The organism is Deinococcus sp. Leaf326, assembly GCF_001424185.1.
Taxonomy (GTDB): Bacteria; Deinococcota; Deinococci; order Deinococcales; family Deinococcaceae; genus Deinococcus.
On record NZ_LMOM01000065.1, the window covers coordinates 64,201 to 87,500 of the forward strand.

Here is a 23,300-nt window from a genome sequence, read left to right on the forward strand (position 1 = left end):
AGTCTAGCCCTCCGGCCCAGGCGCCGAGTGTCCAGACGGCCCGGACGCTCCAGACCAGAGGTCAGGTACAGTTTTGACGTGACCCAGACCCCTGATCCGGTGCTCCAACGCACCCCGCTGCACGCCGCTCACCTGCGGGCCGGGGCCAGGATGGTGCCCTTCGGCGGCTGGGACATGCCGGTGCAGTACGCGGGCCTCAAGGCCGAACACGACGCCGTGCGCACGGGTGCGGGCGTGTTCGACGTGTCGCACATGGGCGAGTTCCGCGTGACGGGTCCCGGCGCGCTGGCCTTCTTGCAGCACGTGACCACCAACGACGTGAGCAAACTGCGCCCCGGCCGCGCCGGTTACAACTGGCTGCCCGGCGTGACGGGCGGTCTGGTGGACGACATCTACATCTACATGGCGGCCCCCGAGAACTACCTGATGGTGGTCAACGCGGGCAACATCGCCAAGGACTGGGCGCACCTTCAGGCCCAGACCGGCGGGTACGACGTGACCCTGGCCGACGAGTCGGGCACGACCGCCCTGCTCGCCGTGCAGGGACCAAAAGCCGCCGAGATGCTCCAGCCCTTCACCGACACCGACCTGAACGCGAAAAAGAAGAACGCCTACTTCGCCGCCAAGTTGTTTGACTTTGAGGTGCAGCTGGCGCGCACCGGATACACGGGCGAGGACGGCTTCGAGATCTTCGTGGACGCCTCGGAGGCCGAGACGCTGTGGGACAAGCTGCTGGCGATCGGTGTCGTGCCGGCCGGGCTGGGCGCGCGCGACACCCTGCGGCTGGAAGCGGGCTTTCCCCTCTACGGCCACGAGTTCGGCGACGACATCCACCCGCTGAGCAGCCACTACGGCTGGGTCGTGAAGGACAAGGCGCACCTGGGGCGCGAACATCTGCAGGTGCCGGCTGCCCACAAGCTCATCGGCCTGCGCCTGGAGCGCGTGCCCGTGCGTGAGGGCTATCCCGTGAAGGTGGACGGACAGGTCGTGGGCCGCGTGACCTCAGGCACGACCAGCCCGACGCTGGGCCACCCCATCGCCCTGGCCCTGGTGGACGCGGGCGCCGCGAACGCCGAGACCTACGCGGTCGAGGTGCGCGGCAAGGACCACCCGGCCACGCGCATGGACGTGCCGTTCTATGTCGGTGGGAAGTAGGAAGTAGACCCCCGGCCCTGGCGCCAGCCCAGGCTGTTGCCCCACTCATCACCCACCACTGTCCTCTCAAGGAGAATAGACCCATGCCCAGCACCCCCGACACCCTGAAATACGCCGCCTCCCACGAATGGCTCGCCGCCGACGGCACCGTGGGCATCTCCGACTTCGCGCAGGACCAGCTTGGTGACGTGGTGTACGTCGAACTCCCCGAAGTGGGGCGCGTGGTCACGGCGGGCGAGACGGTCGCCGTGGTCGAGTCGGTCAAGACCGCCAGCGATATCTATGCCCCGGCCAGCGGCACGGTCACGGCCGTCAACGAGGACCTGTCGGGCAACCCCGAGAAGGTCAACGAGTCGCCCTACGAGGGCGGGTGGCTGTTCAAGCTCGACGTGACCGAAGAAAGCGCCGAGTTGCTGGATGCCGCCGCCTACGAGGCGCAGGCGAACTAAGTCCCGCCCATCCGGCCGTCAGCCCGCTGCCCCCGCCCCGCGTTCCGGCGGCGGAGCGCTGAAGGTTGACGGCCTTTTTCTGTTCAACCCTTCTTGTCCAAGGAGTACCCCATGACCCGTCCCCCCCTGTCCCGTACATTGGCTGAACTGCTGCAAACCGACGACTTTACCCGCCGCCACATCGGCCCCAGCGCCGCCGAGCAGGCCGAGATGCTGGAAGTGCTGGGCGCCACCAGCCTCGACGAGCTGACCGAGACCACACTGCCCGCCGCCATTCAATTTGACGGCGATCTGGTGGTGGGCGGCCCCGTGACCGAGGCGCAGGCCCTGGCGGACCTCAGGGCCGTCGCGCAGAAGAACAAGGTGTTCCGCAGCTACATCGGCATGGGGTACTGGGGCACGCACACACCGCCCGTGGTGCTGCGCAACATGCTCGAAAACCCCGGCTGGTACACCGCCTACACGCCGTACCAGGCCGAGATCTCGCAGGGCCGCCTGGAAATGCTCCTGAACTTCCAGCAGATGGTGATGGACCTGACCGGGATGCCCGTGAGCAATGCCTCGCTGCTCGACGAGGCGACCGCCGCCGCCGAGGCGATGACGCTCGCCAGGCGGCAGGTCAAGGCGAAGGGCAACGCGTTTTTCGTGGCCGACGACGTGCACCCCCAGACACTGGACGTGATCCGCACCCGCGCCGAGTACTTCGGGTACGACGTGGTCGTGGGCGACCCGGCGGGCGAACTGCCTGGGGGCGTGTTCGGCGTGCTGGCGCAGTACCCCGGCACGTATGGCCAGCTGCGCGACCTCTCGCCCATCGCCGAGCGGGTGCATGCGGCGGGCGCGGCCCTGATCGTGGCGACCGACCTGCTGGCCTGCGCGCTGCTGACCCCTCCGGGCGAGCAGGGGGCCGACATCGTGGTGGGCAGCGCCCAGCGGTTCGGCGTGCCGATGGGCTTCGGGGGGCCACACGCGGCGTTCCTGGCCTGCCGCAGCGAGTACCAGCGCTCTATGCCCGGCCGCGTGATCGGCGTGAGCAAGGACGCGCGTGGCAAGACCGCCCTGCGCATGGCGATGCAGACCCGCGAGCAGCACATCCGCCGCGAGAAGGCGACCTCCAACATCTGCACGGCGCAGGCCCTACTGGCGAACATGGCCGCCGCGTATGCAGTGTGGCACGGCGCCCAGGGCATCCGGACGATTGCTGCGCGGGTGCATCTGCTGACCGGGATGCTGGCAAAGGGCTTGCAGGACGGAGGCTACCCCCTCAACGAAACGTTCTTCGATACGGTGACCTTCGACGGCGACACGCAGTTCATCCGTGAGCGGGCAGAAGCGAAGGGCATGAACTTCCGCTACGAGGGAGAGGCTTATATCCCCACCCGCATCTCCATCAGCCTGGACGAGACGACCACACCCGCTGACCTCGCCGACATCCTGGAGGTCGTCACTGGGCAGTCCGCCGACCTGGCCGCGCTGGAAGCAGGGGCGGTGGACGGCATTCCTGCGGGCCTCAAGCGCCGGAGCGAGTACCTCACGCACCCGGTCTTCTCGGCGCACCACAGCGAGCACGGGATGCTGCGTTACCTCAAGGCGCTGGAAAACAAGGACTACAGCCTCGTGCACGGCATGATCCCGCTGGGAAGCTGCACTATGAAGCTCAACGCCACCACCGAGATGATTCCGGTGACGTGGCCCGAGTTCGGTGGTTTGCATCCCTTTGCGCCCGCCGAGCAGACCGAGGGCTACGCCGAGATGCTGACCGAACTCGAAGCGTGGCTGGCCGACATCACCGGGTACGACGCCGTGTCCATGCAGCCCAACAGCGGCGCGCAGGGCGAGTACGCGGGCCTGCTGGTGATCCGCAAGTACCACGAGAGCCGGGGCGAGTCTCACCGCACCATCTGCCTGATTCCCGCGAGCGCGCACGGCACCAACCCCGCCAGCGCCGCCATGATGGGCATGCAGGTCGTGGTGGTCAAGACCGACGACCAGGGCAACATCGACATGACCGACCTGAAGGCGCAGGCCGAGAAGCACAGCGCCAATCTGGGCGCCCTGATGATCACCTATCCCAGCACGCACGGCGTGTACGAGGAGAACGTGACCGAGGTGTGCGAACTGATCCACGCGCACGGCGGGCAGGTGTACCTCGACGGCGCGAACATGAACGCGCAGGTGGGCCTGAGCAAGCCGGGATTAATCGGCTCCGACGTGTCGCACCTGAACCTGCACAAGACCTTTGCCATTCCGCACGGCGGCGGCGGACCGGGCATGGGGCCGATTGGCGTGAAGGCGCACCTCGCGCCCTTCCTGCCCAACCACGCTGTGCGCCCGATCAGCGAGAGCCGCACAGGAGCCGTAAGCGCCGCGCCGTACGGCAGCGCGAGCATCCTGCCGATCAGCTACCTGTATATCCGGCTGCTGGGCGCGCGGGGCCTGCGCCAGAGCACCCAGGTCGCGCTGCTGAACGCCAACTACGTCGCCGCGCGGCTGGGCGGAGCCTTCCCGGTCCTATATACCGGCCTGAACGGGCGCGTGGCCCACGAGTGCATCCTGGACATCCGCCCGCTGAAGGCCGCGACCGGCATCAGCGAGGAGGACATCGCCAAGCGACTGATGGACTACGGGTTCCACGCCCCCACCATGAGCTTCCCGGTGCCCGGCACGTTGATGGTCGAGCCGACCGAGAGCGAGCCGAAGGCCGAGCTGGACCGCTTTGTGGACGCCATGCTGAACATTCGCCGCGAGATTCAGGAAGTGCAGGACGGGCTGATGAAGGCCGAGGACAGCCCGCTGAAGCACGCGCCGCATACACAGGACGACCTGATGGTCGACGAGTGGACACGGGCGTACAGCCGCGAAGTGGCCGCGTACCCGGCCAAGGCCCAGAAGGCCTGGAAGTACTGGCCCAGCGTCAACCGCGTGGACAACGTGTACGGGGACAGGAACTTCGTGTGCTCGTGCCCCCCGATGGAGGATTGGGTCGGGGCGTAAAATCAAGCCTCAACCCCGCCTTTCGCCAATTCTTACGCCCTAGCCACGGCGGCGGCCGACAATGCCCTATGACCCAGGACAACGACGGCCGCGCGACCTACAACCCGCCGGTGGACACCGACCCCGCCGAGTCGCCCACCGGCACTACCCCGGACGCCGACCTGCCCAACATGTCGCGTCCCGAGTTGCAGGAGCGGCCCCTTTCGGGCGATCCGCTGAACCCCACCACCGACACGCCGCGCACTGGGGGCATGGGCGGAATGCCCGGCACCATGAACCCGGTCCCGGCGGTGGGGGCCGACACCGACGGCGCGGGCTCCGCGCCGACCTCCGAACTCGAAGACCTGTAAGAGCCTCAGCGGGGGCCGGGGCTGGCTATGGTTTCCTTCAACCGCTGGCCCGAGCGTCCGTATTGCGTGATGGCTGTGGTCCTACCCGCCGTCTCGGCCGAGCGCACGACGAATACGGGCATCTCTCGTGTACCTACCTTCACAGTGCCGATCCCTGGGGGCAGGCTGCGGCGCAGCTCAATTAAGAAGGGTTGTATGGCCTGCCCCCGGTAATACCGGACGTATTGTGCTTGCTCCGCGGGTGCCAGCCGGGCATACGCCGCAGGGGTGAGCGATAGGGCGAGAGTCGGGCGACCGTCCGCCAAGGCCATAGAGGCAAGGAGCGCAAGACCCAGGGTCAGCCGACATCTGAGGGACATGCCCCCAGCAGAGCACGAAAAGGCCCCGGACCATTCACCAGTCCGCGGCCTTCTCCAGCGTCGCCTCAGCGTCTGCTGCTGTGGTCGCCTTCGGCGAATTCCTCGACGAGCTTCTTGTTGAAGGCAGGGATGTCGTTAGGGTTGCGGCTCGTGACCACGCCCCGGTCGGTCACGACTTCCTCATCCACCCACTGCGCGCCGGCCAACTTGAGCTCGTGCTGGAGGCTGGGCCAACTCGTCATCTTCAGGCCTTTGGCGATGCCCGTCTCGCTCAGGCTCCAGGGGCCGTGGCAGATCGCGCCGATGGGCAGGCCCAGGTCGTAGGCGTCCCGCACGAACTTCATGGCGGCGTCGCTCAGGCGCAGCTTGTCGGGGTTGACCGTACCACCGGGCAGCACCAGCCCGTCGTAATCGGCCGCGCTCACCTCGTCTACCGTCTTGTCCACGTCGTACTTGGCCTGCGGCTCGATATCGCCTTTCATGCTCTGAATCTGGCCGACCTTGAGGCTGATGAGGTGCGTGGTCGCGCCCGCTTCCTCAAGGGCCTGCCGCGGCTTTGTCAGCTCGACTTCCTCTACGCCGTCGGCCGCCAGAATGGCGATCTTCTTGCCTTCCAAACTCTGCTTGGTCATGTGGGAAGGATGGCGTCTACACGCCTCAGCCCCATGACGGCCGGCTGAACCGGCGTTTAGGCCCTGTTGAGGCGCACTTTAGGCACCCCGGACTGGGCCACGTTTGCCGCACGAAAAAGACTCCCCGCGTGGGGAGCCTGAAGGGGCATCATCCGCCTTACTCGCCCGGCGTGATGACCTCGACCGCGTTCAGCACTTCCAGCACGCGGTAGGTGTGCTGCGCGCCCTTCGGCACGCGGTAACTGTCGCCAGCCTCCAGCGTGAGGGTCTGGCCGTCCACCGTCAGCTCGACCTTGCCCTGGATGACGTAGCCCAGCGTCTCGTAGGCGTTGGCATGGGGCGTCTTGTCGGCAGTGTCCTGCGGCTGCTCGTTGTGCCACAGCCGCATGCTGCTGCTCTCGCCCTTGATCAGGTGGTGCTCGCCGTCTTTACCATGCGTGGTGCTGCCCTGACTGACCTTGTAGTCACTGTGCTGTGTCATGGCCCCAGCGTCGCAGCCGGGCCGCGCGCCGGGGTGAGGCGGGCCTTCAGGGCACTTGGGCAAGTGGGCTCACCGGCACCGCTTCCTTCGGTAATCGCCGGAAGGGCACCACAGGACCACCGTCTCTGCGGGCCTAGCCCGCCCGGCTGTAGCCGGAGCTCCCGTCAGTCCGGCCGTGGCCGGGCCCACCACGCCAGCCAGGCTGCCCATAGGTTCAGCGCGGCCCCCAACAGGTGCCAGAGCCACGCTGCCCCCGAGACGGCCCAGGCCAGCGCCGCCAGGGCCCCCAGCAGGTTCAGCCCCAGGCCAATGGATAGGGTCAGGCGCTCGTGCGGCGTGTAGTACATGGGCGTGCGCGGGTGCGGATCGCTCATGGCGTCGCGGGCCTCGGCGTAGCGGATCAGGGTCAGGACGCCGTAGACGAGCAGCAACCCAGCCAGCAACATCCCTGCCAGCCCCAGATACCGCGCCGCGCCGTAATCGAAGGCCCCCAGCCCAAAGTGCGCCAGCGCGGCCAAAACGCTGACCCCCGCGAGGCCCAGCGTGCGGGGAGTGCTGTAGTTCGGCGCGTCACCCAGAGGCATAAGGATGGCCGCAGTCTAGAGGCCTTGGCCGTCCGCAACTGGCTGCCCGCTTGCAGCCCTGGGCCTGCCCTACTGGTTTTGGGGCGCCGGGTTCAGCCCCCAGCCACGAGGAGCAGCACACTGCCCGCGCGGGTGGGTACGGCCTCCCAGGGACCTGTGGACGCATAACCCTCGCCGGGGCGCAGGCGCACGAAGTTACCGTCGGGAAAGTCGAGCAATACCTCGCCGTGCAGGCACAGCAGCCAGCCACGTTCCCCGGCGCCATCCGTTTTGCCTGCCAGGCCCAGCACCCGCAGCGTGCCTCCCGGCAACGCGACCCACTGGCCCGGCGACCCCTGGGCCAGCCGCACGAAGTGCAGCGCCTGAGGCACCTCGGCGCGGGGACGGGCAAGGGGGCGCACAGCCGTCAGCCTCCGCGCGCCGCCTGGTTCAGTTTCTTACTGGCCTGCAGGGCCATGCCCTTGGCCTTCTTCACGTCCAGGCCGAGCTCGGGGGCCACGTCCTCGACCTTGCGGCCCTGCTCGCGGGTGGCCGTCACCAGCTGGCGTTCCTGGTCACTCAGCACGCCCACGTGGGGCTTGAGATCGGTCCAGGTCAGGGCGACCTTGGGGGCGGCGGCTTTGCTCGCTGCCTTGGCGGGCGCTTTGGCGGCGGTCTTGGTCGCTGAGGCCTTGGCCGGAGCTTTTTTGGCGGCCGGAGTCTTGCTGGCCGCCTTGCGGGGAGCAGCCTTGGCGGTACTGCCGGCCTTGCTCCTGCCCGCCTTCGCCCCGGACTTTTTCTGGGGCTCCTTGCCGCGCTCCTCCAGGATTTCCAGGGCGCGTTCGGCGGTGAGCGAGCTTTCTTCCTCTCCCTTGCGCAGCGTGGCGTTGCGCTCGCCATCGGTCAGGTACGGCCCGAACCGGCCCGACTTGAGGAGGATGGGCGCGCGGCCGTCGAACTCGAAGGTCCGCAGCGGCGCGGCGGGTGCGGCGCGGCCCCGGCCAAAGCGCGGCTGCATAAAGATCGCCTCGGCCTCCTGAAGGCCCACTGTGAACAGCTGGTCGTGGTTCGTCAGGCTGCGGCTGTCGTTCGCCCGCTTGAGGTACGGCCCGTATTTGCCGTTGAAGGCCCAGATTTCCTCGCCCTCGCTGACACCCACCATGCGCGGCAGGCTCAACAGCCGCAGGGCACGCTCCAGACTCAGGGTATTCAGGTCATCGCCTGGAAAGAGGCTGGCACTGCGGATGGGCGGGTTCTCGGCGCCCAGGGTCACGTAAGGACCGTAGCGCCCAGCGCGTGCCATGACCGGCTGCCCGGTGGCCTCGTCGGTGCCCAGGGCGCGGTCGCCGCTGGGGCGCGCGAGCAGGTCCTCGGCGGCCTCCAGCGTCAGGTCGTCGGGGGCGAGGTCGGCCGGGAGATTGGCCTTGGTCTCGCCGCGCTCCATGTAGGGGCCGTAGCGCCCCACCCGCACCTCGATGCCGCTGCCGTCGAGCCGGGGCACGCGAATCGTGGCGATACCGCGCGCGTCGATCTCGCCCATCTGGCGCTCGATGGTGGGCTTGAGGGCCATGCCCTCGACCGCGCCGCCCTGCGCCGCCTCGCCCAGATAGAAGCGGCGCAGGTAGGGCACACGGTGCTCGCGCCCGCCCGCGATCTCGTCGAGGTCCTCTTCCATCTTGGCGGTGAAGTCGTAGTCCACCAGCCGGCCGAAATGGTGCTCGAGCAGCGCCGAGGTGGCGAACGCCGTCCACGAGGGCACCAGGGCCTGCCCCTTCTTGACCGCGTACCCCCGGTCCTGGATGGTGCCCAGGATGCTCGCGTAGGTCGAAGGCCGTCCGATGCCCGCGCCTTCGAGGGACTGCACGAGGCTGGCCTCGGTGTAGCGCGCGGGCGGCTGGGTCTCGTGGCCCTCGGGCTTGACGCTCTGGGCCTGCACGCGCTCGCCCTCCTTGAGGGGGGGCAGCGGCGTCTCGCGGTCTTCCAGGGCGGCGGCGGGATCGTCGCTGCCCTCGACGTAGGCGCGCAGGAAGCCGGGGAAGTCGATGGTGCGGCCCGAAGCGCTGAGTCGCACGTCCTCGCCCGAGGTCGCCTTTCCGGCGAGGCGCACGCGCAGGCTGCGGCCCCGCGCGTCGGCCATCTGGGAGGCCACCGTGCGTTTCCAGATCAGATCGTACAGGCGCCACTCGTCGCCGCTCAGTTCTCCGCGCAGACTGTCGGGCGTGCGGAAGGAGCTACCGGCGGGCCGGATCGCCTCGTGGGCCTCCTGGGCGTTCTTGGCCTTCTTGGAGTACACGCGCGGCTGCGGCGAGAGGTAGTCCTGGCCGTACATCTGCGCGACCTGGGTGCGCGCCGCCCCAACCGCCTCGCTGCTGAGGTTGGTGCTGTCGGTGCGCATGTAGGTGATGTAGCCGCCCTCGTACAGGCGCTGCGCCGCGCGCATGGTGCGGGTGGCGGCAAAGCCGAGCTTGCGGCTGCCTTCCTGTTGCAGGGTCGAAGTGATGAAGGGCGGGTACGGCCGCTGGGTAAAGGGTTTTTCCTCGGCGGAGGTAACAGTCAGGGTCTGGCCGGTCAGGCCGGCGGCCAGGGCGCGGGCCTCGTCTCCCTGCAACAGGCGCACGGCCGCGCCCTCCTTAAGTTTACCGGTCAGCGGGTCGAAGTCACGGCCCGCCGCCAGCTTGTGCAACTTGCCGTCGGAGCTCGACACGTCGGTCACGCGGGCGGGGAAGGTCACGTCGGCGGCCGTCTGAGCCGAGACGAGCAGATCCCACCACTCGGCCGACACGAAGCGCATCCGCTCGCGCTCGCGCTCGACGAGCATCCGCGTAGCGACCGACTGCACGCGACCGGCCGACAGCTTGGGCGCCACCTTCTTCCACAGCACCGGGCTGACCTCGTAGCCGTACAGGCGGTCCAGTGCGCGCCGGGCCTCCTGCGCCTCGACGAGGTTGGTGTCGATCTGGCGCGGCGCGGCGATGGCGGCCTGAATGGCTTCCTTGGTGATCTCGTGGAACACCATCCGCCTGACCGGCACCTTGGGCTTGAGTTCCTGAAACAGGTGCCACGCGATGCTCTCACCCTCACGGTCGTCATCGGTCGCCAGGATGATCTCGTCGGCGTTCTGGGCCATCTTCTTGAGCTTGGCGACGTGTGCCCTCTTTTCCGGCGACACCACGTACAGCGGCTGGAAATCGTTTTCGATGTCCAGGCCCAGGCGCGCCCAGGCCTGCCCCTTGTACTTCTCGGGGATGTCGGCGGCGCTCTTGGGCAGGTCGCGGATATGTCCGATAGACGACTCGACCGTATAGCCCTTTCCGAGATATTTCTCGATGGTGCGGGCTTTGGCGGGCGATTCGACGATGACGAGTGTATTGGACATAAGGCGCAGGCTCCGTGTGAGGGTGATTCTGCCCTGAGCGTAGCATGGCCCCAGAACGCTTCATGAGGAGCGGGGATGCAAAGACCAGAGGGTTGTGGAAAGAGGAAAGCAGACAGGGCGGAAGTCGAGCGTGAACCGCTTCAGGACACGGCCAGGACCCCTGACGCCTGGGGCCGCGCACCGAGCACCTCGTCGGGCACGCCCGCCAGAGCCGCCTCGACGACTTCCAGCCCCGCCCCCGGCCTGTGCCCCTGCTCGGAGATCGTGCGCTTCCAGTGGCGCGCGCCCGGCTGTCCAGCGAACAGGCCCAGCGTGTGTTTCATCATGCGGTTCAGGGGCTGGCCCTGCGCGAGTTGCGCGGCGACGTAGGGCAGATACGCCTCGATGGCCTCGCGGCGGGTGACGGGCACCCCATCTTCTCCGAATACGTCGCGGTCGGCGGCGGCCAGCAGGTAGGGCTCCTGGTAGGCCGCGCGGCCGATCATGGCGCCGTCGGCCCAGGTCAGGGCGTCCTGGGCGGCGGCCAGCGAGAGGACGCCGCCGTTGAGGACGACCGTCAGGTGCGGGAAATCGGCCTTGAGCTGCCGCACCACGTCGTAGCGCAGCGGCGGAATCTCACGGTTCTCCCGGGGCGAGAGGCCCGAGAGCCACGCCTTGCGGGCATGGACGATAAAGGTCGTGACGCCCGCCTGCGCCACCGTGCCCACGAAGTGCCGCAGGTGGTCGTAGCTGTCCAGATCGTCGATGCCGATGCGGTGCTTGACGGTCACGGGCAGGTGGGTCGCCGCGATCATCGCCCCGGCGGCGCGGGCCACCACGTCGGGGGTCGCCATCAGGCACGCACCGAACGAGCCGCTTTGCACGCGGTCGCTGGGGCAGCCGCAGTTGAGATTGACCTCGTCGTAGCCGTAGCCCTCGGCCATGCGGGCGCACTCGGCGAGCGCCGCCGGGTCGCTGCCGCCCAGTTGCAGCGCCACCGGACGCTCGGGCGCGCTGAAGCCGAGATGACGTTCGCGGTCGCCGTGGATAATCGCCCCGGTCGTGACCATCTCGGTGTACAGCAAGGTACGGCGGGTCAGCGTGCGGTGGAACATCCGGCAGTGCCGGTCGGTCCAGTCGAGCATCGGCGCGACCGAGAGGGTATGTGGGGGGCGGGGGGCGACCATAGACCCACCAGTGTAACGCAGGGGCCGAGCGCCCGAATGTTCAGCGCGGAATGTCGGTTCCGGCGTCGAAGGTCGTCCCCGAGCCGTCCTTGTCCAGCGTGTCCTCGGGCAGGCCGTCCACCGAGGCGCCCGTGGGAACGCCGCCGCCCACCGGGGTCTCGGTATCGCCGCTGTCCGAGTCGTCCATGTACCCGGCGCGGTCGCTCATGCCGTTGCCGGCGTCGTCGGGCAGGCCCTGATGCTGGTCTGGCTGTCTGGGGTCGGTCATGGGCACAGGCTAGGGGGCCGGGGACGGGCTGTGGAAAGGAGAGGCTTGGGCAAGCGCCAATGCCCCGTTGCGGGGCCAGGCCGACCATTCTCGCTGCTCGTCCCCAGTCCACCAACCCCGCTTACCCGATGAGGGGGTGCAGCTCTCCCCCGCTCACCAGCCCCAGCCAGTGCAGCGCGCGGCTGGCCGAGACGTACAGCAGCCGCCGCTCGTACTCGGTGCTCTCGTCGTAGGTCTGCGCGTCGGCGCGCGCCACGACGGCGGCGCTGAACTCCAGCCCCTTGGCGAGGTTCACCGGCAGGATGACCAGACCGCCCCGGTAGCGGTGCTCCTGGGTCGTGATGGGCTGGGCGTCGGTGTCGTAGTCGCGCAGGGCCACACTGAGGGCGTCGGCGTCGGCCGCGCGCCGGGTCACGATGGCGATGTTGTCGTGGCCGGCCGCGCGGGCGTCGCGCACCGCCTGGGCCAGCAGCGCCAGCTCATCGCCGCCGGAGTAGCGCTGCACCTCGGCGCCGTCGCGGTCCACGCCGTGAACCTCAGCCGCGCGGTTGTAGGTCGAGGCGATCCGCGCGCCGAGCTCCGTGATCTGGCGCGTCGAGCGGTAGGTGCGCGACAGCGTGAGCACCTGCGCGCCGCGCAGCTGCTCGCCCACGGCCTCCCAGCTGCTCGGCCCCTTATAGCCGTGCATCCCCTGGTTCAGGTCGCCCAGCGCGGTCAGGTGGCCGGGGCGGGTCGCGCGGCCCAGCAGGGCGTACAGCAGCGGCGAGTAGTCCTGCGCCTCGTCGAGCACCACATGGTCGAACGGCTCCAGCGTGCGCCCCACCACCCGCCCGATGCCGCCGGTGAAGGCCTGCACCGCCAGCATCAGCGGCAGCTCAGTCACGTCGGCGTGCGCGCGCCGGGGCGCCGGAATGCCGCTCAGGGGATCGGCCAGCAGCAACTCAATCTCGCGCGGCTTGAGCAGGCCGCTTGAGCCCAGGGCCTCGGCACTGCCCAGCAGCCGCCGCGCCTCGGTGACAGGGGTTGTCGAGGCGAAGACGCGTCCCAGCAGCGTGGTCAGCGGCGTGGCGAGCTGCCGGCGCACGCTGGCCTCCTCCTCGTCGGGGACACCCAGGCGCGATACGGCCTCGGCCTCGATCAGGCGGCGCATCCCCGCGCGGTAGCCGTCGAGCGGGTCGGCGGCGAAGACCTCGCGCAGCATTCCGGCCAGCTCGGCTTCCGACAGGGCGAAGGTGTATACGCCGCGTCCGCGCACCTCCACGCTCTCGCTGAGGGACTGGCCCTGCAGGGCCGCGTTGAACTTGCCCCACAGGTGGGTGCGGACCACGTCGAGCATCCGGGCGTCGCCCAGCAGCTTGGCGCGGCGCCACGCCAGGGCCCGGCGGCCGTTGTCGTGATCGGTGAGCAGCAGGGTCAGCGTGCGGTCGGTGACCTCCAGCTTTTCCAGCCCCAGCAGGCCGGTGCCCCAGACCTCGGGGGTGGTCACGGTGACGCCCGAGATCCCCAGTTCGGGCAGGATGCGCGCGGCGTAGGTCGCCAGCACGCGGTTGGGCATGAGGACCATGCAGGCCTCGGGGCGGGCGCGGTGCTCCTGGCGGTCCGCAGAAGTCATCCACGCGAGGCGGTGGAAACCGATGGTCGTCTTGCCCGACCCCGCCGCGCCCTGGATGATGACGGGTGTGCCGGCGGGATAGCGCATCGCCCCGTTCTGCTCGGGTTGCAGGGTCTCGACCACGTCGCGCATGGCCGCCGTACTCTGCTCGGCCAGGCGGCGCAGGAGCACTTCTTCGCGTCCACCGGTGTCGCCGCCCGCCTCGTCGTCGTACAGGTCGGTGACGCGGCGCAGCTGCTTTTGCGCGACGTCCAGTTGCCGCCGCCGCCGGATGGTTCCCTGCCCGCCCCGGCGCGGGGTCCAGCTCAGGGTGTCGCCGTAGAACAGGCTGCCCACCTCCGAGTCCCAGCTCACGACGCTGTGCGGCCCCTTGAGGTCGCGGAAGGCGTGCTTGCCGATGTAGAGGGTCTGCTCGCGCCCGCCCACCCGCACCTTCAGGCTGCCGAAGTACGGCTGGGCCACGTGCACGCTGAGCATGGCGGCGTGTTCCTCGGCGGTGTCGGCCATCGTGACACTCGTTTCGAGGTCGGCTCCGGTATTGCGGTCGCGGTCTTCCCAGGTCTCGATCTGGCGCAGCACGGCGGCGACCGTACCCGCCAGATGCTGCTGTTCGGCTTCAAAATCAGGATGGATGGAAGGACGTGGTTCTGCCACAGGCATAACGTGAAGGATACCGCGTCGGCGGGTTGTGGAGGGTGGAGCCGGTAGATAGAGAGGTGGCGGGCGCTCCCCCACCGCAGGCCTACGGCCCGGCCGCCCTGCACCCGCCTTCTCAGGCGACCTGCTTTCCCACCTACTTCCCAGCTTTGTCCCCCCGCTCCGGCTCTGGAGCCTTCTCGTCTTCCTCGCCGGGGCGCACGGCTGCGTGTGGCGCCACCACGCGGCCAGGGCCGATGTCCACCCCCGCCTCGACCCGCGCATGCGCCCCCACGACCGTCGGGCGACTGTTGGCGCTCTGGCCGCCGACCCGCGCGCCTACCCCCACCTCGGCGCCCGTGTCCACGACGGCGCGGCTCACCACCGCCCCCGCACGGATCACCGCGCCGGGTTGCACCACGCTGTCGCGCACGGTCGCGCCTGCCTCGACCACAGCGTTCGGGCCGATCACGCTGCGCGTCACCTCACCGGCCACCACGGCGCCGCCGCACACGAAGGCGTCGTCCAGACGGGCCGTGCGCGCGACGTGCGCGGGGGGCCGCGCGAGGCTCGACGTGATGAAGGGCCACTCGGGATCGTCGAGCGCGAAACCCTTGCCATCCAGAAAGTCACGGTGTGTCTGGAGATAGGCGTCGAGCGTGCCCACGTCCATCCAGTAGCCCTCCAGCGCAAAGGCGTAGGCGTCGCCGCCCGCCACGAGTTCGGGCAGTAGGTACTCGCCGTAGTCGCCCAATTCGCCCCGGCGCTCCAGCGCGTCCAGGGTCGAAAGGAGCACCTCGGCGCGGTACACGAAGATCTCGGCGGTGACGGTCGGCCCCAGCGGTTCGTCCGGCTTGTAGGCGAACTCGGTCACGCGGCCGTGCTCGTCCACCCGCACGTTGCCGAAACGGGTGGCTCCGGCGGGGTCGGCCAGGTCGGTCGTGACCATCGTGACGCTCGCGCCGTGTTCCAGGTGCGAGCGGATGACCTCGGCGTGGTCGAGCCGGTAGATGTGATCGGCACTCAGAACGAGCACGAGGTCAGGACCGAACTCACGGATGAGGTGGGCGTGCTGCGCCAGCGCGTGCGCGTTGCCCTGCGAAAACTCGCCGTCCTCGTTGTCGGGGCTGGAAAAGGGCGGCATGACCACCAGCCCGCCGCGCGTGCGGTCGAGGTCCCAGGGCCGCCCGCCCGAGAGGTGGTCGTTGAGACCATGTGGCAGGTACTGTTCGATGACCCATACGTCCTGCACGCCGCTGTGCACGAGGTTACTGAGCGTGAAGTCGATCAGGCGGTAGGTGCCCAGAAACGGCACGGCCGGTTTGGCGCGTTCGTCGGTGAGCGGCGAGAGCCTGCTGCCCCGCCCCCCCGCGAGGACGATGGCGAGAACCTTCTGGCGGGCGATGCGGGTCGTCACACCCCGCAGTGTGGCGGGGCGGCGTGAGGCCGGGTCCACGCCGCCCTTTACGCCTTGCTGGGAATCGGGCGGCGCGACCTCTGCACTCCTCCACTACATCGTGTGGTCACTCTCGCGCAGCAGCACCTGAACGTCGAAGGCGGCCAGCAGCCACTCCTTCTGCTCGTGGATGGCGCCGGGAGGGCAGGAGCGCAGGCAGGCCATGCAGCCGGTGCAGGCGCCCAGGTTCAGCAGTAGGCGCACGCCGCCCTCCGGCCGCAGGTCGCGGGTGATCGCCTCGGTGGGGCACACGTTGGCGCACACCGGGCAGTCAATGCATTTGTCGTCTACCAGCGGTGCGGGCCACGCGATGCCCGCTCCGGCGGCCGGCACCGGCTTGAGGGCCTTGCGGCGCCAGGTCCATTCCTGCGGCGTGCGCTGCGGGGGGTCGCTCCAGTCCACGAAGGGCAGTGGACGCTCGGGCAGATTCTGGCTGAGCTGGCGACCCCCGGCGCGCAGCAGGCTGGAAAAGGCTCCCCGACGCGACACCTTCAGGGCGCGGCCCTGATCTTCGGGCACCGCCGGACGCACCGTGACCTGAGCCGGGCGGCCGGTGGCGCGGCGCAGCTCCTGGGCCTGCTCGGCCACCGCTTCCAGGCGCTCGGGCACGCCGGCGCGCCCCACCGGGCACGCGGCGCAGTCGCCGTGGATCAGCGTCAGGGGCACATCCCAGGCGCCGGCCGCCGCGACCAGCGCCGGGGTCACGCGGCCCAGGCACGGCAGGCTGGGGCCGCCCGCGCCGCTGGGCACGCAGGTCAGGGTGGCCTCGGGGGGACCGGGCTGCCGGGGCTCGGCGGGCTGCTCACGCTGGTCGTGGACGCTTTGTAGGGGCGTCATCAGGTCGTATTCCAGCGCGCCGGTCGGGCAGGCCTGCACGCACAGGCCACAGCCGGTGCACTTCTGGGGGTCCACCCTCACGCCGTAGGTCCCGGGTGGCGTCTCGATGGCCTCGTGCGGGCAGGCACTGTGGCAGGCGTCGCAACCCCCCACCGCGTGGCGCTCCAACAGGCAGCGCGGGCCGGTGTAGCGCGGCACAAGGTTACCCAGTTCGCTGAGCTGGTCAAACACCCCTTTCAGCATGTGGGGACCGGGCGGTGCAGGCGGGCGGGGCGGGTCATGCCCGGCAGTCTACGCGCCGCGCCGGAACAGCAAAATGAAGCTCGTCTCCTTCAGGGCGGGCCCCGGCGGGTGGGTACGCGCAACGTCACATACCCGATGCCCACCAGACCGACAAGCACCCACGCGACCTGCCCCACCAGCACCGGAATGCGGCCCACGCTCAGCGTGACGGCCACGGCGATGCTCAGGGCCGCCACCCATTTGGCCCGCAGCGGCATTCCCCGGCCCGCGCGGTAGTCGCCCACGAGCGGCCCCACCACCGGGCGCGACAGCAGCCACGCCTCCCAGCGCGGGTCGCCACGCGAAAAGGCGGCGGCGGCCAGCACGAACCACACCGTCCCCGGAAAACCGGGCAGCCAGAGCCCGACGAAGCCCAGGCCGCACAGCAAGAAGCCCAGTGTCAGCCACAGGGGCCGGAACCGGGTGGGGCGCCGGGAATCGCTCATGTCCGGCAGGATACCTGCCCCACGACGTGCAGATGCCCCCGCCCGTCACCGGGGGGGCACCCGCGAAAGGAGCGTTTCAGGTGAACAGCGTGCTCACGCTCGCGCCGGTATGGATGTTGGCGATGGCGTTGGCAAACAGAGGCGCCACATCAAGCACCGCGAGCTTGCCCCCGGCCGCCTCGACCTTGCTCTCGGGCACAAGCACCGTGTTGCAGCTCGCCACCTGGGTCACGTCCAGGGCGGCGATACGCTGGATGGCCGGGCCGCTGTAGACCCCGTGGGTCACGGCAACGTACACGTCCTTGGCCCCCATGCCGCGCGCGATATTCACGGTCTCGACGAGCGAGCCGGCGGTGCTGATCTCGTCGTCCACGATGAACACGGTCCGGCCGTCCACGTCCCCGATCAGGGCGCGCGGGCGCACCTCGGTGTCCGAGAGCCTTTCCTTGTCGATCATGGCGAGGCCCGAGTCCAGGCGGCGGGCGATATGCGAGGCGCGCTTGATGCTGCCCGCATCGGGGGCCAGGACCACGCCCTCGTGGGCGTTGGGCACACAGCGCTTGAAGTGCTCGGACAGCACGATGTCGGCCGAGAGGTGGTCCACCGGCACCTTGAAAAAGCCGTGGACCTGCGGGCTGTGCAGCGTCATGGTCAGGATGCGGTCGGCGCCGGCCTCCTGAAGCAGGTCGGCCACCAGTCGTCCCGCGATGGAGATGCGCGGGCTGTCCTTCTTGTCGCTGCGGGCATAGGAGTAGTACGGAATGACGGCCGTCACCCGCCCGGCACTGGCGCTCTTGGCCGCGTCGATCATGAGCATCAGTTCCAGAATCGCGTCGCTGACCGGCGCGCTGAAGGTCTGCACGATGAACACGTCGCCCTCACGCAGCGACTCTTCGTAGTGGACGATGAGGTTGTCGTTGGTGAATTTCTCGGTCACGCTGCGGCCCAGCGGTACGCCGAGGTGATCGCAGATGGCCTGGGCCAGCGGGCGGTTGCTCTGGCCCGCGAAGACCAGCAGAGGCGAACGTCGGCTCTCACCGAGGGTTTCGAGGATGGGACGGTGGGGTGCAGCGGACAAGGCAGGCCTCCGGGCAAGGGGAATGTGTGGTGAACAGCGCAATTGCCTGAACGTCACAGAGCATACCCGGCTCCCTGGTCAGCTGTCACCGCGCCGCGCGTCTCCTGTGGGGGAACACTTCAAGTCTCCTTTAGGGCGCGTCCATGAAAGGCAGACGCTGCGGCGCGCACAGTGAAGAGGTGCCCCCCCACTTTCCGCTCCGCGCGGCTTCCTCCCGGTCACTGCAGCCCGCTCCGGGTGCTCGGTGACCCGTCTCGACGCGGTTGTGGTGGGCGCGGGCCCCAACGGGCTTGCGGCAGCCGTGACGCTGGCGCGCGCGGGACTGCGGGTCCAATTGCTGGAGGCCCACACCCAGGTGGGCGGCGGCCTGAGCAGCGCCGAGCTGACCCGGCCCGGCTTCGTGCATGACCTCGGCTCGGCCATCCACCCGCTCGCGGTCGCCAGCCCGGCCTTCCGGGAGTGGCCGCTACACGCCTTCGGGCTGCGCTGGGTGTATCCCGGGGTGCCGGCGGCCCAGACGCTGCCCGGCGGCCGCAGCGTCCTGCTGCACCGTGACCTGGACGCCACCGCCGAGGCCCTGGGGCGAGACGGCGCCGTGTGGAGGCGCCTGCTGGCTCCCCTGGTCGCCGACTGGGAAGGGCTGCTGCACGACATCCTGCGGCCGCTGCTACGCGTGCCCGGCCACCCGCTTACGCTGGCCCGCTTCGGGGTGCGGGCGCTGCCCCCGGCCGGGGGGCTGGGCCGGGCCCTGTTCCGGACCCCCGAGGCCCGCGCACTGTGGGCCGGGCTGGCCGCGCACAGCGCTCTGCCCCTGTCCACGCCCGGCACCTCGGCCATGACCCTGGTGCTCGCGGTGCTGGCCCACGCGGTCGGCTGGCCGCTGCCTGCGGGCGGTGCGCAGGCCTTCGCCGACGCTCTGCGCGCCTACTTCGAGCACCTCGGCGGCGAGGTCCTGACCGGCGTGCGGGTAAACAGCCCGCACGACCTTCCCCCCGCCCGCGTGACGCTGGTGGACAGCAGCCCTGGCGTGCTGCTGCGGCTGCTCGGCGACCGCGCCCCGGCGGCCTACCGCGCGCGACTGGAGGGCTTCCGCTACGGCGCGGGTATCCAGAAGTTCGACTACGCCCTGAGCGGCCCGGTACCCTGGGCCAGCCCCGACATTGCCCGTGCGGGCACCGTGCATGTCGGCGGCAGCTTCGCGGAGATCGTGCGCTCGGAGGCGGGGTGGCGCTCGGCGCGGCCCTACGTCCTGGCCGCACAGCCCAGCCTGTTCGACGCCGGCCGCGCGCCAGCGGGTCAGCACACCTTCTGGGCCTATGCACACGTTCCCAATGGCTCGGCAGCCGACATCGCGCCGCAGGTCGAGGACCAACTCGAACGTTTCGCGCCGGGGTTCGGGGAACGGGTGCTGGACCGCCACGTCACGACCGCGCCGCAGCTTCAGGCGTTCAGCCCGGTGTTCGGCGGCGGCGACGTGAACGGCGGCGCGAGCACGCTGTGGGGCCTGCTCGCCCGCCCCAACCTCGCGCCGACGCCCTACCGCACGCCGGTGCGCGGCATGTACCTGTGCTCCAGCAGCACGCCTCCCGGCGGCGGCATCCACGGCATGGCCGGCCACAACGCCGCCCTGACCGCCCTGAGCGACGAGTTCGGCCTGGGCGAAGTGCCCTGAACGCCGAGCAGGGCGTGGACCGGTAGGCTGGTCCACGCCCTGCCTACGTGCCTCTACTCGCCCCGGAAGATCTTGCCGACCTTGTCGAAAAAGCCCTCGTGCTTGTCGCTGGGGACCTCGTCGCCCACCGCGCGGGCGTAGGCGCGCAGGGCCTCGCGGGCCTCGTCGTTGAGCTGGCCGGGCTTGGGGATCATCACGTCGTACTCGACGATCAGGTCGCCTGTACCCGCGCCCTGGAGCCGGGGCATGCCCTGGCCGCGCAGGCGGTGCAGTTCGCCGTGCTGGGTGCCCGGCTTGACCTCGACCGTCTGCGGGCCGTCGAGGGTGGGCACCGTGACCGCGCCGCCCAGCGCGGCCGTGGCGAACCCGATGCGCGCGGGGTAGATGAGGTGCTCGGCCTCGCGGCGCAGCTCGGGATGCGGCTCCATGTCAATGTGCACGTACAGGTCGCCGTTGCCGCCCGGACCCTCGTTGCCGTACCCCGCCACACGGATGCGGTAGCCCTCGTCGATGCCGCGCGGCAGCTTGACCTTGACCGTCTCGTTTTTCAGCGTGCGGCCCCGGCCCTTGCACACGGTGCAGGGGTCCTCGATGATCTGGCCCTCGCCCCGGCAGGTCGGGCAGGGCTGCTGCGTCTCGACCACGCCGAAGATCGTGCGGGCCTGCGCGCGCACCGCTCCCGCGCCCGAGCAGGTCGGGCAGGTCTTGGGCGGTTTGCCTCCCGGCTCGGACTTCGCGCCGTGGCAGTGCTCGCAGGTGGTGAGGCGGTCGATGCTGACCTCGATCTCCTCGCCCGCGCGGGCCTGAAGGAGCGAGACGCGGGTCTCGGTCTCGAGATCGTCGCCGCGCGCCGGGCCCCGCCGTCCCCGGCCGCCCACCGCGCCGCCGAACAGCTGCTCGAAGATGTCCATGGGATCGAAGCCCGCGCCGCCCATGCCGCCCATCCCGCCGAACGGATCGCCGCCGGGCATCCCGCCCGCGCCGGGCGCCGAGCCGAAGCGGTCGTAGTGGGCGCGCTTTTCGGTGTCGCTCAGCACGGCGTAGGCCTCGCTGATCTGCGCGAACTTCTCGGCCGCGCCCTCTTCCTTGTTGCGGTCGGGGTGATATTTGAGTGCCAGCTTGCGGTAGCTGCTCTTGATCTCATCGGCACTCGCCGTCCGGGAAACGCCCAGCAATTCGTAATAATCCATGTCGTTTTTGCCGGGCGAGGCCCGACCTCCGCCGCGCATCTTAACAAAAGGACACTCAAGAAACGTGGGCGGGTCCGCACAGGTCCGTCTCCACCCACCCCGGAGCCCCCGCTTACCTGCTGAAGTAGTCCAGCCGCATCGCCTTTCTCGCCGCGTCCATCGTGGCGGCGGCGACCTCGCGACCGTGCGCGGTGCCCTGGCGCACGATCTCCTCGACCGCCCCCAGGTCCCGCGCGAATTCCAGGCGGCGCTCGCGGACCGGGGCCAGCGTCGCTTCCAGCACCTCGAGCAGGTGGCGCTTGACCTTCACGTCGCCCAGGCCGCCCCGGCGGTAGTGCGCCTTCATCTCCTCGGTGGCGGCCACATCGGGGCTGAAGGCGTCGAGGTACGAGAAGACCGGATTGCCCTCGACCTGCCCGGGGTCCTCGACGCGCAGGTGGTTGGGATCGGTGTACATGCTCATGACCTTGCGCTTGACCTCGTCGGCGGGGTCGGACAGAAAGATCGCGTTGCCCAGCGACTTGCTCATCTTGGTCTGGCCGTCGAGACCCGGCAGGCGGGCCACACTGCCCTTGCCAACCATCGCCTGCGGCTCGACCAGCACCGGCGCGTAGAGGTTGTTGAAGCGGCGCACGATCTCACGGGTCTGCTCGATCATGGGAAGCTGGTCCTCGCCCACTGGCACGAGGTGCGCGCCGAAGGCCGTGATGTCGGCCGCCTGCGACACCGGGTACACGAAAAAGCCCGCCGGCACCGACTCGCCGTAGCCCTTCTGGGCGATCTCGGTCTTGACAGTCGGGTTCTGGCGCAGGTGCGAGACGGTCACGAGGTTGAGGAAGAAGACCGTCAGTTCGGCGATCTCGGGAATCTGCGACTGGATGACGAAGGTACTCTGCTGCGGGTCCAGGCCCACCGCGAGGTAGTCGAGCGCCACTTCGAGGACGTTGGTGCGCACCTTGTCAGGGTTCTCGAAGTTGTCGGTCATGGCCTGCACGTCGGCCAGCAGGATGAATGTCTCGTACTCGTTCTGGAGGGCCACGCGGTTTTTGAGCGAGCCGACGTAGTGGCCGATGTGCAGCGGGCCGGTGGGCCGGTCGCCGGTCAGGATGCGTTTGCGGGCGGGGGTCGGGGTGGTCATGGGGATCTCCTATGGGACAAAAAAAGGCGCCGCGCTCCGGGAAGCTCCGGGCGCGGCGCATGGGGCGGTGTTCAGGCGCGGCAGCGAGGCCCGGTCGAAAAACCGGGCCACCACGGCTGCTGCGGGGCGTTCATGCGGGCCATGCTAGCGCAAGGCGGCCAGTCAGGTCATGCAGGCCGGGCCATCCGTCCGGCGGCCTACAGCGTGGCCTTCGCCAGCGTCCACGCCTTCTCGAAGACCTCACCGCGCTCGGGGCGAGCCATCACGCGGCCCAGACCCTCGGCCAGGGTCATGCGTGGCACCTGCACCTCGGCCTCCCGGTCCACGCCGGGCCAGCGGCAGTGGGTATGCACCACGCTGCTCTGTCCGGCTTCGGCCTGGAGCGAGAACAGCAGCCCGTCCGCGCCGCTCAGCTCGACAGCGCACAGGTCGCCGTTGGCGCGGCCGCAGTCGCCCGGCCCGAAGGTCGCACCCGACAGATCCTTCCAGCCCAGCGTGCTGGCGATGAAGCCGGCAAACAGCCGCGCGGGCAGGTCCCGGTCGCCCGAATAGCGCACGTCGAGCCGGGTCACTTCCGGCAGGTGCCGGGCGGCGTCGGGGCTGTCGAACAGCTGCGCCAGGGCCTCGCGCCAGCCTGCCGAACGGCTCCAGCCCAGGTCGGCCAGGGCGTAGTGCCGCGCCGGAGGAATGTCGAGCGAGAGGCTGTCGGCGATGATCTGGTCGGCCACTTCCGAGAGTTCCGCGAGGAGCGGCCCCTCGGGGCGGGTGTACGCCCCCCACCAGACGTGGTTGACGGTGGCGGGGCGCAGCAGCGGCAGGATGGCCCCCCGGAGCTGGTCGGCGCCCGCGTCCAGCGTCAGGCGCTCGACGTACAGACCGCCCTGCTGCGGCACGAGGCTGGCCTGCACCTGCAAGTCCCCCTCGCCGTCCATCACACCGATGATCTGGCGCCCGGCATAGCGGCCCTCCAGCCCGGCCAGCGCCTCCTCGATACGCCCGAGGTGCTCGCGCAGGGTCAGGGCCACGATGTTGCCGGTGTAGGCGCGCGTCTCGACCTCGGTCCGGGCCCACAGCTCATCCAGGGTGGCCTGGGCACTCCGGACGGTGGTCGCCACCGGTCCCAGCGTCTCCAAACTCGTCGCGTAGGTCACGCTGTCTCC

Annotated in this window: 20 protein-coding genes; 5 read left to right on the forward strand and 15 right to left on the reverse strand. The window is 69.7% G+C overall.

Annotation, left to right across the window (positions count from 1 at the left end; genetic code table 11):
* The first annotated feature begins 78 nt into the window (after positions 1 to 78).
* The 4 genes from gcvT to ASF71_RS17255 all read left to right on the forward strand — a co-directional run bounded on the left by gcvT (position 79) and on the right by ASF71_RS17255 (position 4,948).
* Positions 79 to 1,155, forward strand: coding sequence for a glycine cleavage system aminomethyltransferase GcvT (gene gcvT, locus ASF71_RS17240; RefSeq protein WP_056302431.1), 1,077 nt, complete (start codon positions 79 to 81; stop codon positions 1,153 to 1,155).
* Positions 1,156 to 1,238: 83 nt separating this feature from the next.
* Entirely contained in the window at positions 1,239 to 1,604 is a 366-nt protein-coding gene (gene gcvH / locus ASF71_RS17245; RefSeq protein WP_056302432.1) for a glycine cleavage system protein GcvH, read from the forward strand.
* Between the two features lie 111 nt (positions 1,605 to 1,715).
* Entirely contained in the window at positions 1,716 to 4,598 is a 2,883-nt protein-coding gene (gene gcvP / locus ASF71_RS17250; RefSeq protein ID WP_056302433.1) for an aminomethyl-transferring glycine dehydrogenase, read from the forward strand.
* A 68-nt stretch (positions 4,599 to 4,666) separates the two neighbouring features.
* On the forward strand, positions 4,667 to 4,948 hold the full coding sequence (locus ASF71_RS17255) for a hypothetical protein (RefSeq protein WP_056302434.1): 282 nt from the start codon (positions 4,667 to 4,669) through the stop codon (positions 4,946 to 4,948).
* A gap of 424 nt (positions 4,949 to 5,372) precedes the next feature.
* On the opposite strand, the gene ASF71_RS17265 is transcribed toward ASF71_RS17255, so the two are convergent.
* From ASF71_RS17265 to ASF71_RS17320, 12 genes are all read right to left on the reverse strand, one after another.
* A complete protein-coding gene (locus tag ASF71_RS17265) occupies positions 5,373 to 5,939 on the reverse strand; it encodes a type 1 glutamine amidotransferase domain-containing protein (protein WP_056302436.1) in 567 nt (188 codons plus the stop codon).
* A gap of 157 nt (positions 5,940 to 6,096) precedes the next feature.
* Positions 6,097 to 6,420 carry a cupin domain-containing protein gene (locus ASF71_RS17270; protein ID WP_056302437.1) on the reverse strand — a complete coding sequence of 108 codons (324 nt, stop codon included), beginning with the start codon at positions 6,418 to 6,420 and terminating at the stop codon, positions 6,097 to 6,099.
* A 164-nt stretch (positions 6,421 to 6,584) separates the two neighbouring features.
* Positions 6,585 to 7,004, reverse strand: coding sequence for a hypothetical protein (locus ASF71_RS17275; RefSeq protein WP_056302438.1), 420 nt, complete (start codon positions 7,002 to 7,004; stop codon positions 6,585 to 6,587).
* A 92-nt stretch (positions 7,005 to 7,096) separates the two neighbouring features.
* Positions 7,097 to 7,405 carry a hypothetical protein gene (locus tag ASF71_RS17280; protein ID WP_235514573.1) on the reverse strand — a complete coding sequence of 103 codons (309 nt, stop codon included), beginning with the start codon at positions 7,403 to 7,405 and terminating at the stop codon, positions 7,097 to 7,099.
* Between the two features lie 5 nt (positions 7,406 to 7,410).
* Positions 7,411 to 10,359, reverse strand: coding sequence for a type I DNA topoisomerase (gene topA, locus ASF71_RS17285; RefSeq protein ID WP_056302439.1), 2,949 nt, complete (start codon positions 10,357 to 10,359; stop codon positions 7,411 to 7,413).
* 140 nt (positions 10,360 to 10,499) lie between these two features.
* Positions 10,500 to 11,525: a tRNA dihydrouridine(20/20a) synthase DusA gene (gene dusA, locus ASF71_RS17290; RefSeq protein ID WP_056302440.1), complete on the reverse strand. Its 1,026-nt coding sequence runs from the start codon at positions 11,523 to 11,525 to the stop codon at positions 10,500 to 10,502.
* Between the two features lie 40 nt (positions 11,526 to 11,565).
* Entirely contained in the window at positions 11,566 to 11,793 is a 228-nt protein-coding gene (locus ASF71_RS17295; RefSeq protein ID WP_056302441.1) for a hypothetical protein, read from the reverse strand.
* Positions 11,794 to 11,914: 121 nt separating this feature from the next.
* Positions 11,915 to 14,065, reverse strand: coding sequence for an ATP-binding domain-containing protein (locus ASF71_RS17300; protein ID WP_056302442.1), 2,151 nt, complete (start codon positions 14,063 to 14,065; stop codon positions 11,915 to 11,917).
* A 133-nt stretch (positions 14,066 to 14,198) separates the two neighbouring features.
* Positions 14,199 to 15,458, reverse strand: a complete 1,260-nt coding sequence (locus ASF71_RS17305) for a glucose-1-phosphate adenylyltransferase family protein (protein ID WP_056302443.1) — start codon at positions 15,456 to 15,458, stop codon at positions 14,199 to 14,201.
* Between the two features lie 93 nt (positions 15,459 to 15,551).
* Positions 15,552 to 16,577: a 4Fe-4S binding protein gene (locus tag ASF71_RS17310; RefSeq protein ID WP_056302444.1), complete on the reverse strand. Its 1,026-nt coding sequence runs from the start codon at positions 16,575 to 16,577 to the stop codon at positions 15,552 to 15,554.
* An 89-nt stretch (positions 16,578 to 16,666) separates the two neighbouring features.
* The gene (locus ASF71_RS17315; RefSeq protein WP_056302445.1) at positions 16,667 to 17,062 is read right to left on the reverse strand and encodes a YbaN family protein; all 396 of its coding nucleotides are present in this window, start codon (positions 17,060 to 17,062) and stop codon (positions 16,667 to 16,669) included.
* Between the two features lie 76 nt (positions 17,063 to 17,138).
* A complete protein-coding gene (locus ASF71_RS17320; RefSeq protein ID WP_200939738.1) occupies positions 17,139 to 18,140 on the reverse strand; it encodes a ribose-phosphate pyrophosphokinase in 1,002 nt (333 codons plus the stop codon).
* Positions 18,141 to 18,384: 244 nt separating this feature from the next.
* On the opposite strand from ASF71_RS17320, the gene ASF71_RS17325 reads away from it, so the two are divergent.
* Complete coding sequence (locus ASF71_RS17325; protein ID WP_056302446.1) at positions 18,385 to 19,812, forward strand: NAD(P)/FAD-dependent oxidoreductase; 1,428 nt, start codon at positions 18,385 to 18,387, stop codon at positions 19,810 to 19,812.
* Between the two features lie 53 nt (positions 19,813 to 19,865).
* Here the strand turns inward: ASF71_RS17325 and dnaJ are convergent, their stop codons facing one another.
* The 3 genes from dnaJ to ASF71_RS17340 all read right to left on the reverse strand — a co-directional run bounded on the left by dnaJ (position 19,866) and on the right by ASF71_RS17340 (position 23,291).
* On the reverse strand, positions 19,866 to 21,002 hold the full coding sequence (gene dnaJ, locus ASF71_RS17330) for a molecular chaperone DnaJ (RefSeq protein WP_056302985.1): 1,137 nt from the start codon (positions 21,000 to 21,002) through the stop codon (positions 19,866 to 19,868).
* Positions 21,003 to 21,114: 112 nt separating this feature from the next.
* Positions 21,115 to 22,140 carry a tryptophan--tRNA ligase gene (gene trpS / locus ASF71_RS17335; RefSeq protein ID WP_056302447.1) on the reverse strand — a complete coding sequence of 342 codons (1,026 nt, stop codon included), beginning with the start codon at positions 22,138 to 22,140 and terminating at the stop codon, positions 21,115 to 21,117.
* Between the two features lie 197 nt (positions 22,141 to 22,337).
* Positions 22,338 to 23,291 carry a glucose-6-phosphate dehydrogenase assembly protein OpcA gene (locus ASF71_RS17340; protein ID WP_056302448.1) on the reverse strand — a complete coding sequence of 318 codons (954 nt, stop codon included), beginning with the start codon at positions 23,289 to 23,291 and terminating at the stop codon, positions 22,338 to 22,340.
* Between the last annotated feature and the right edge of the window lie 9 nt (positions 23,292 to 23,300).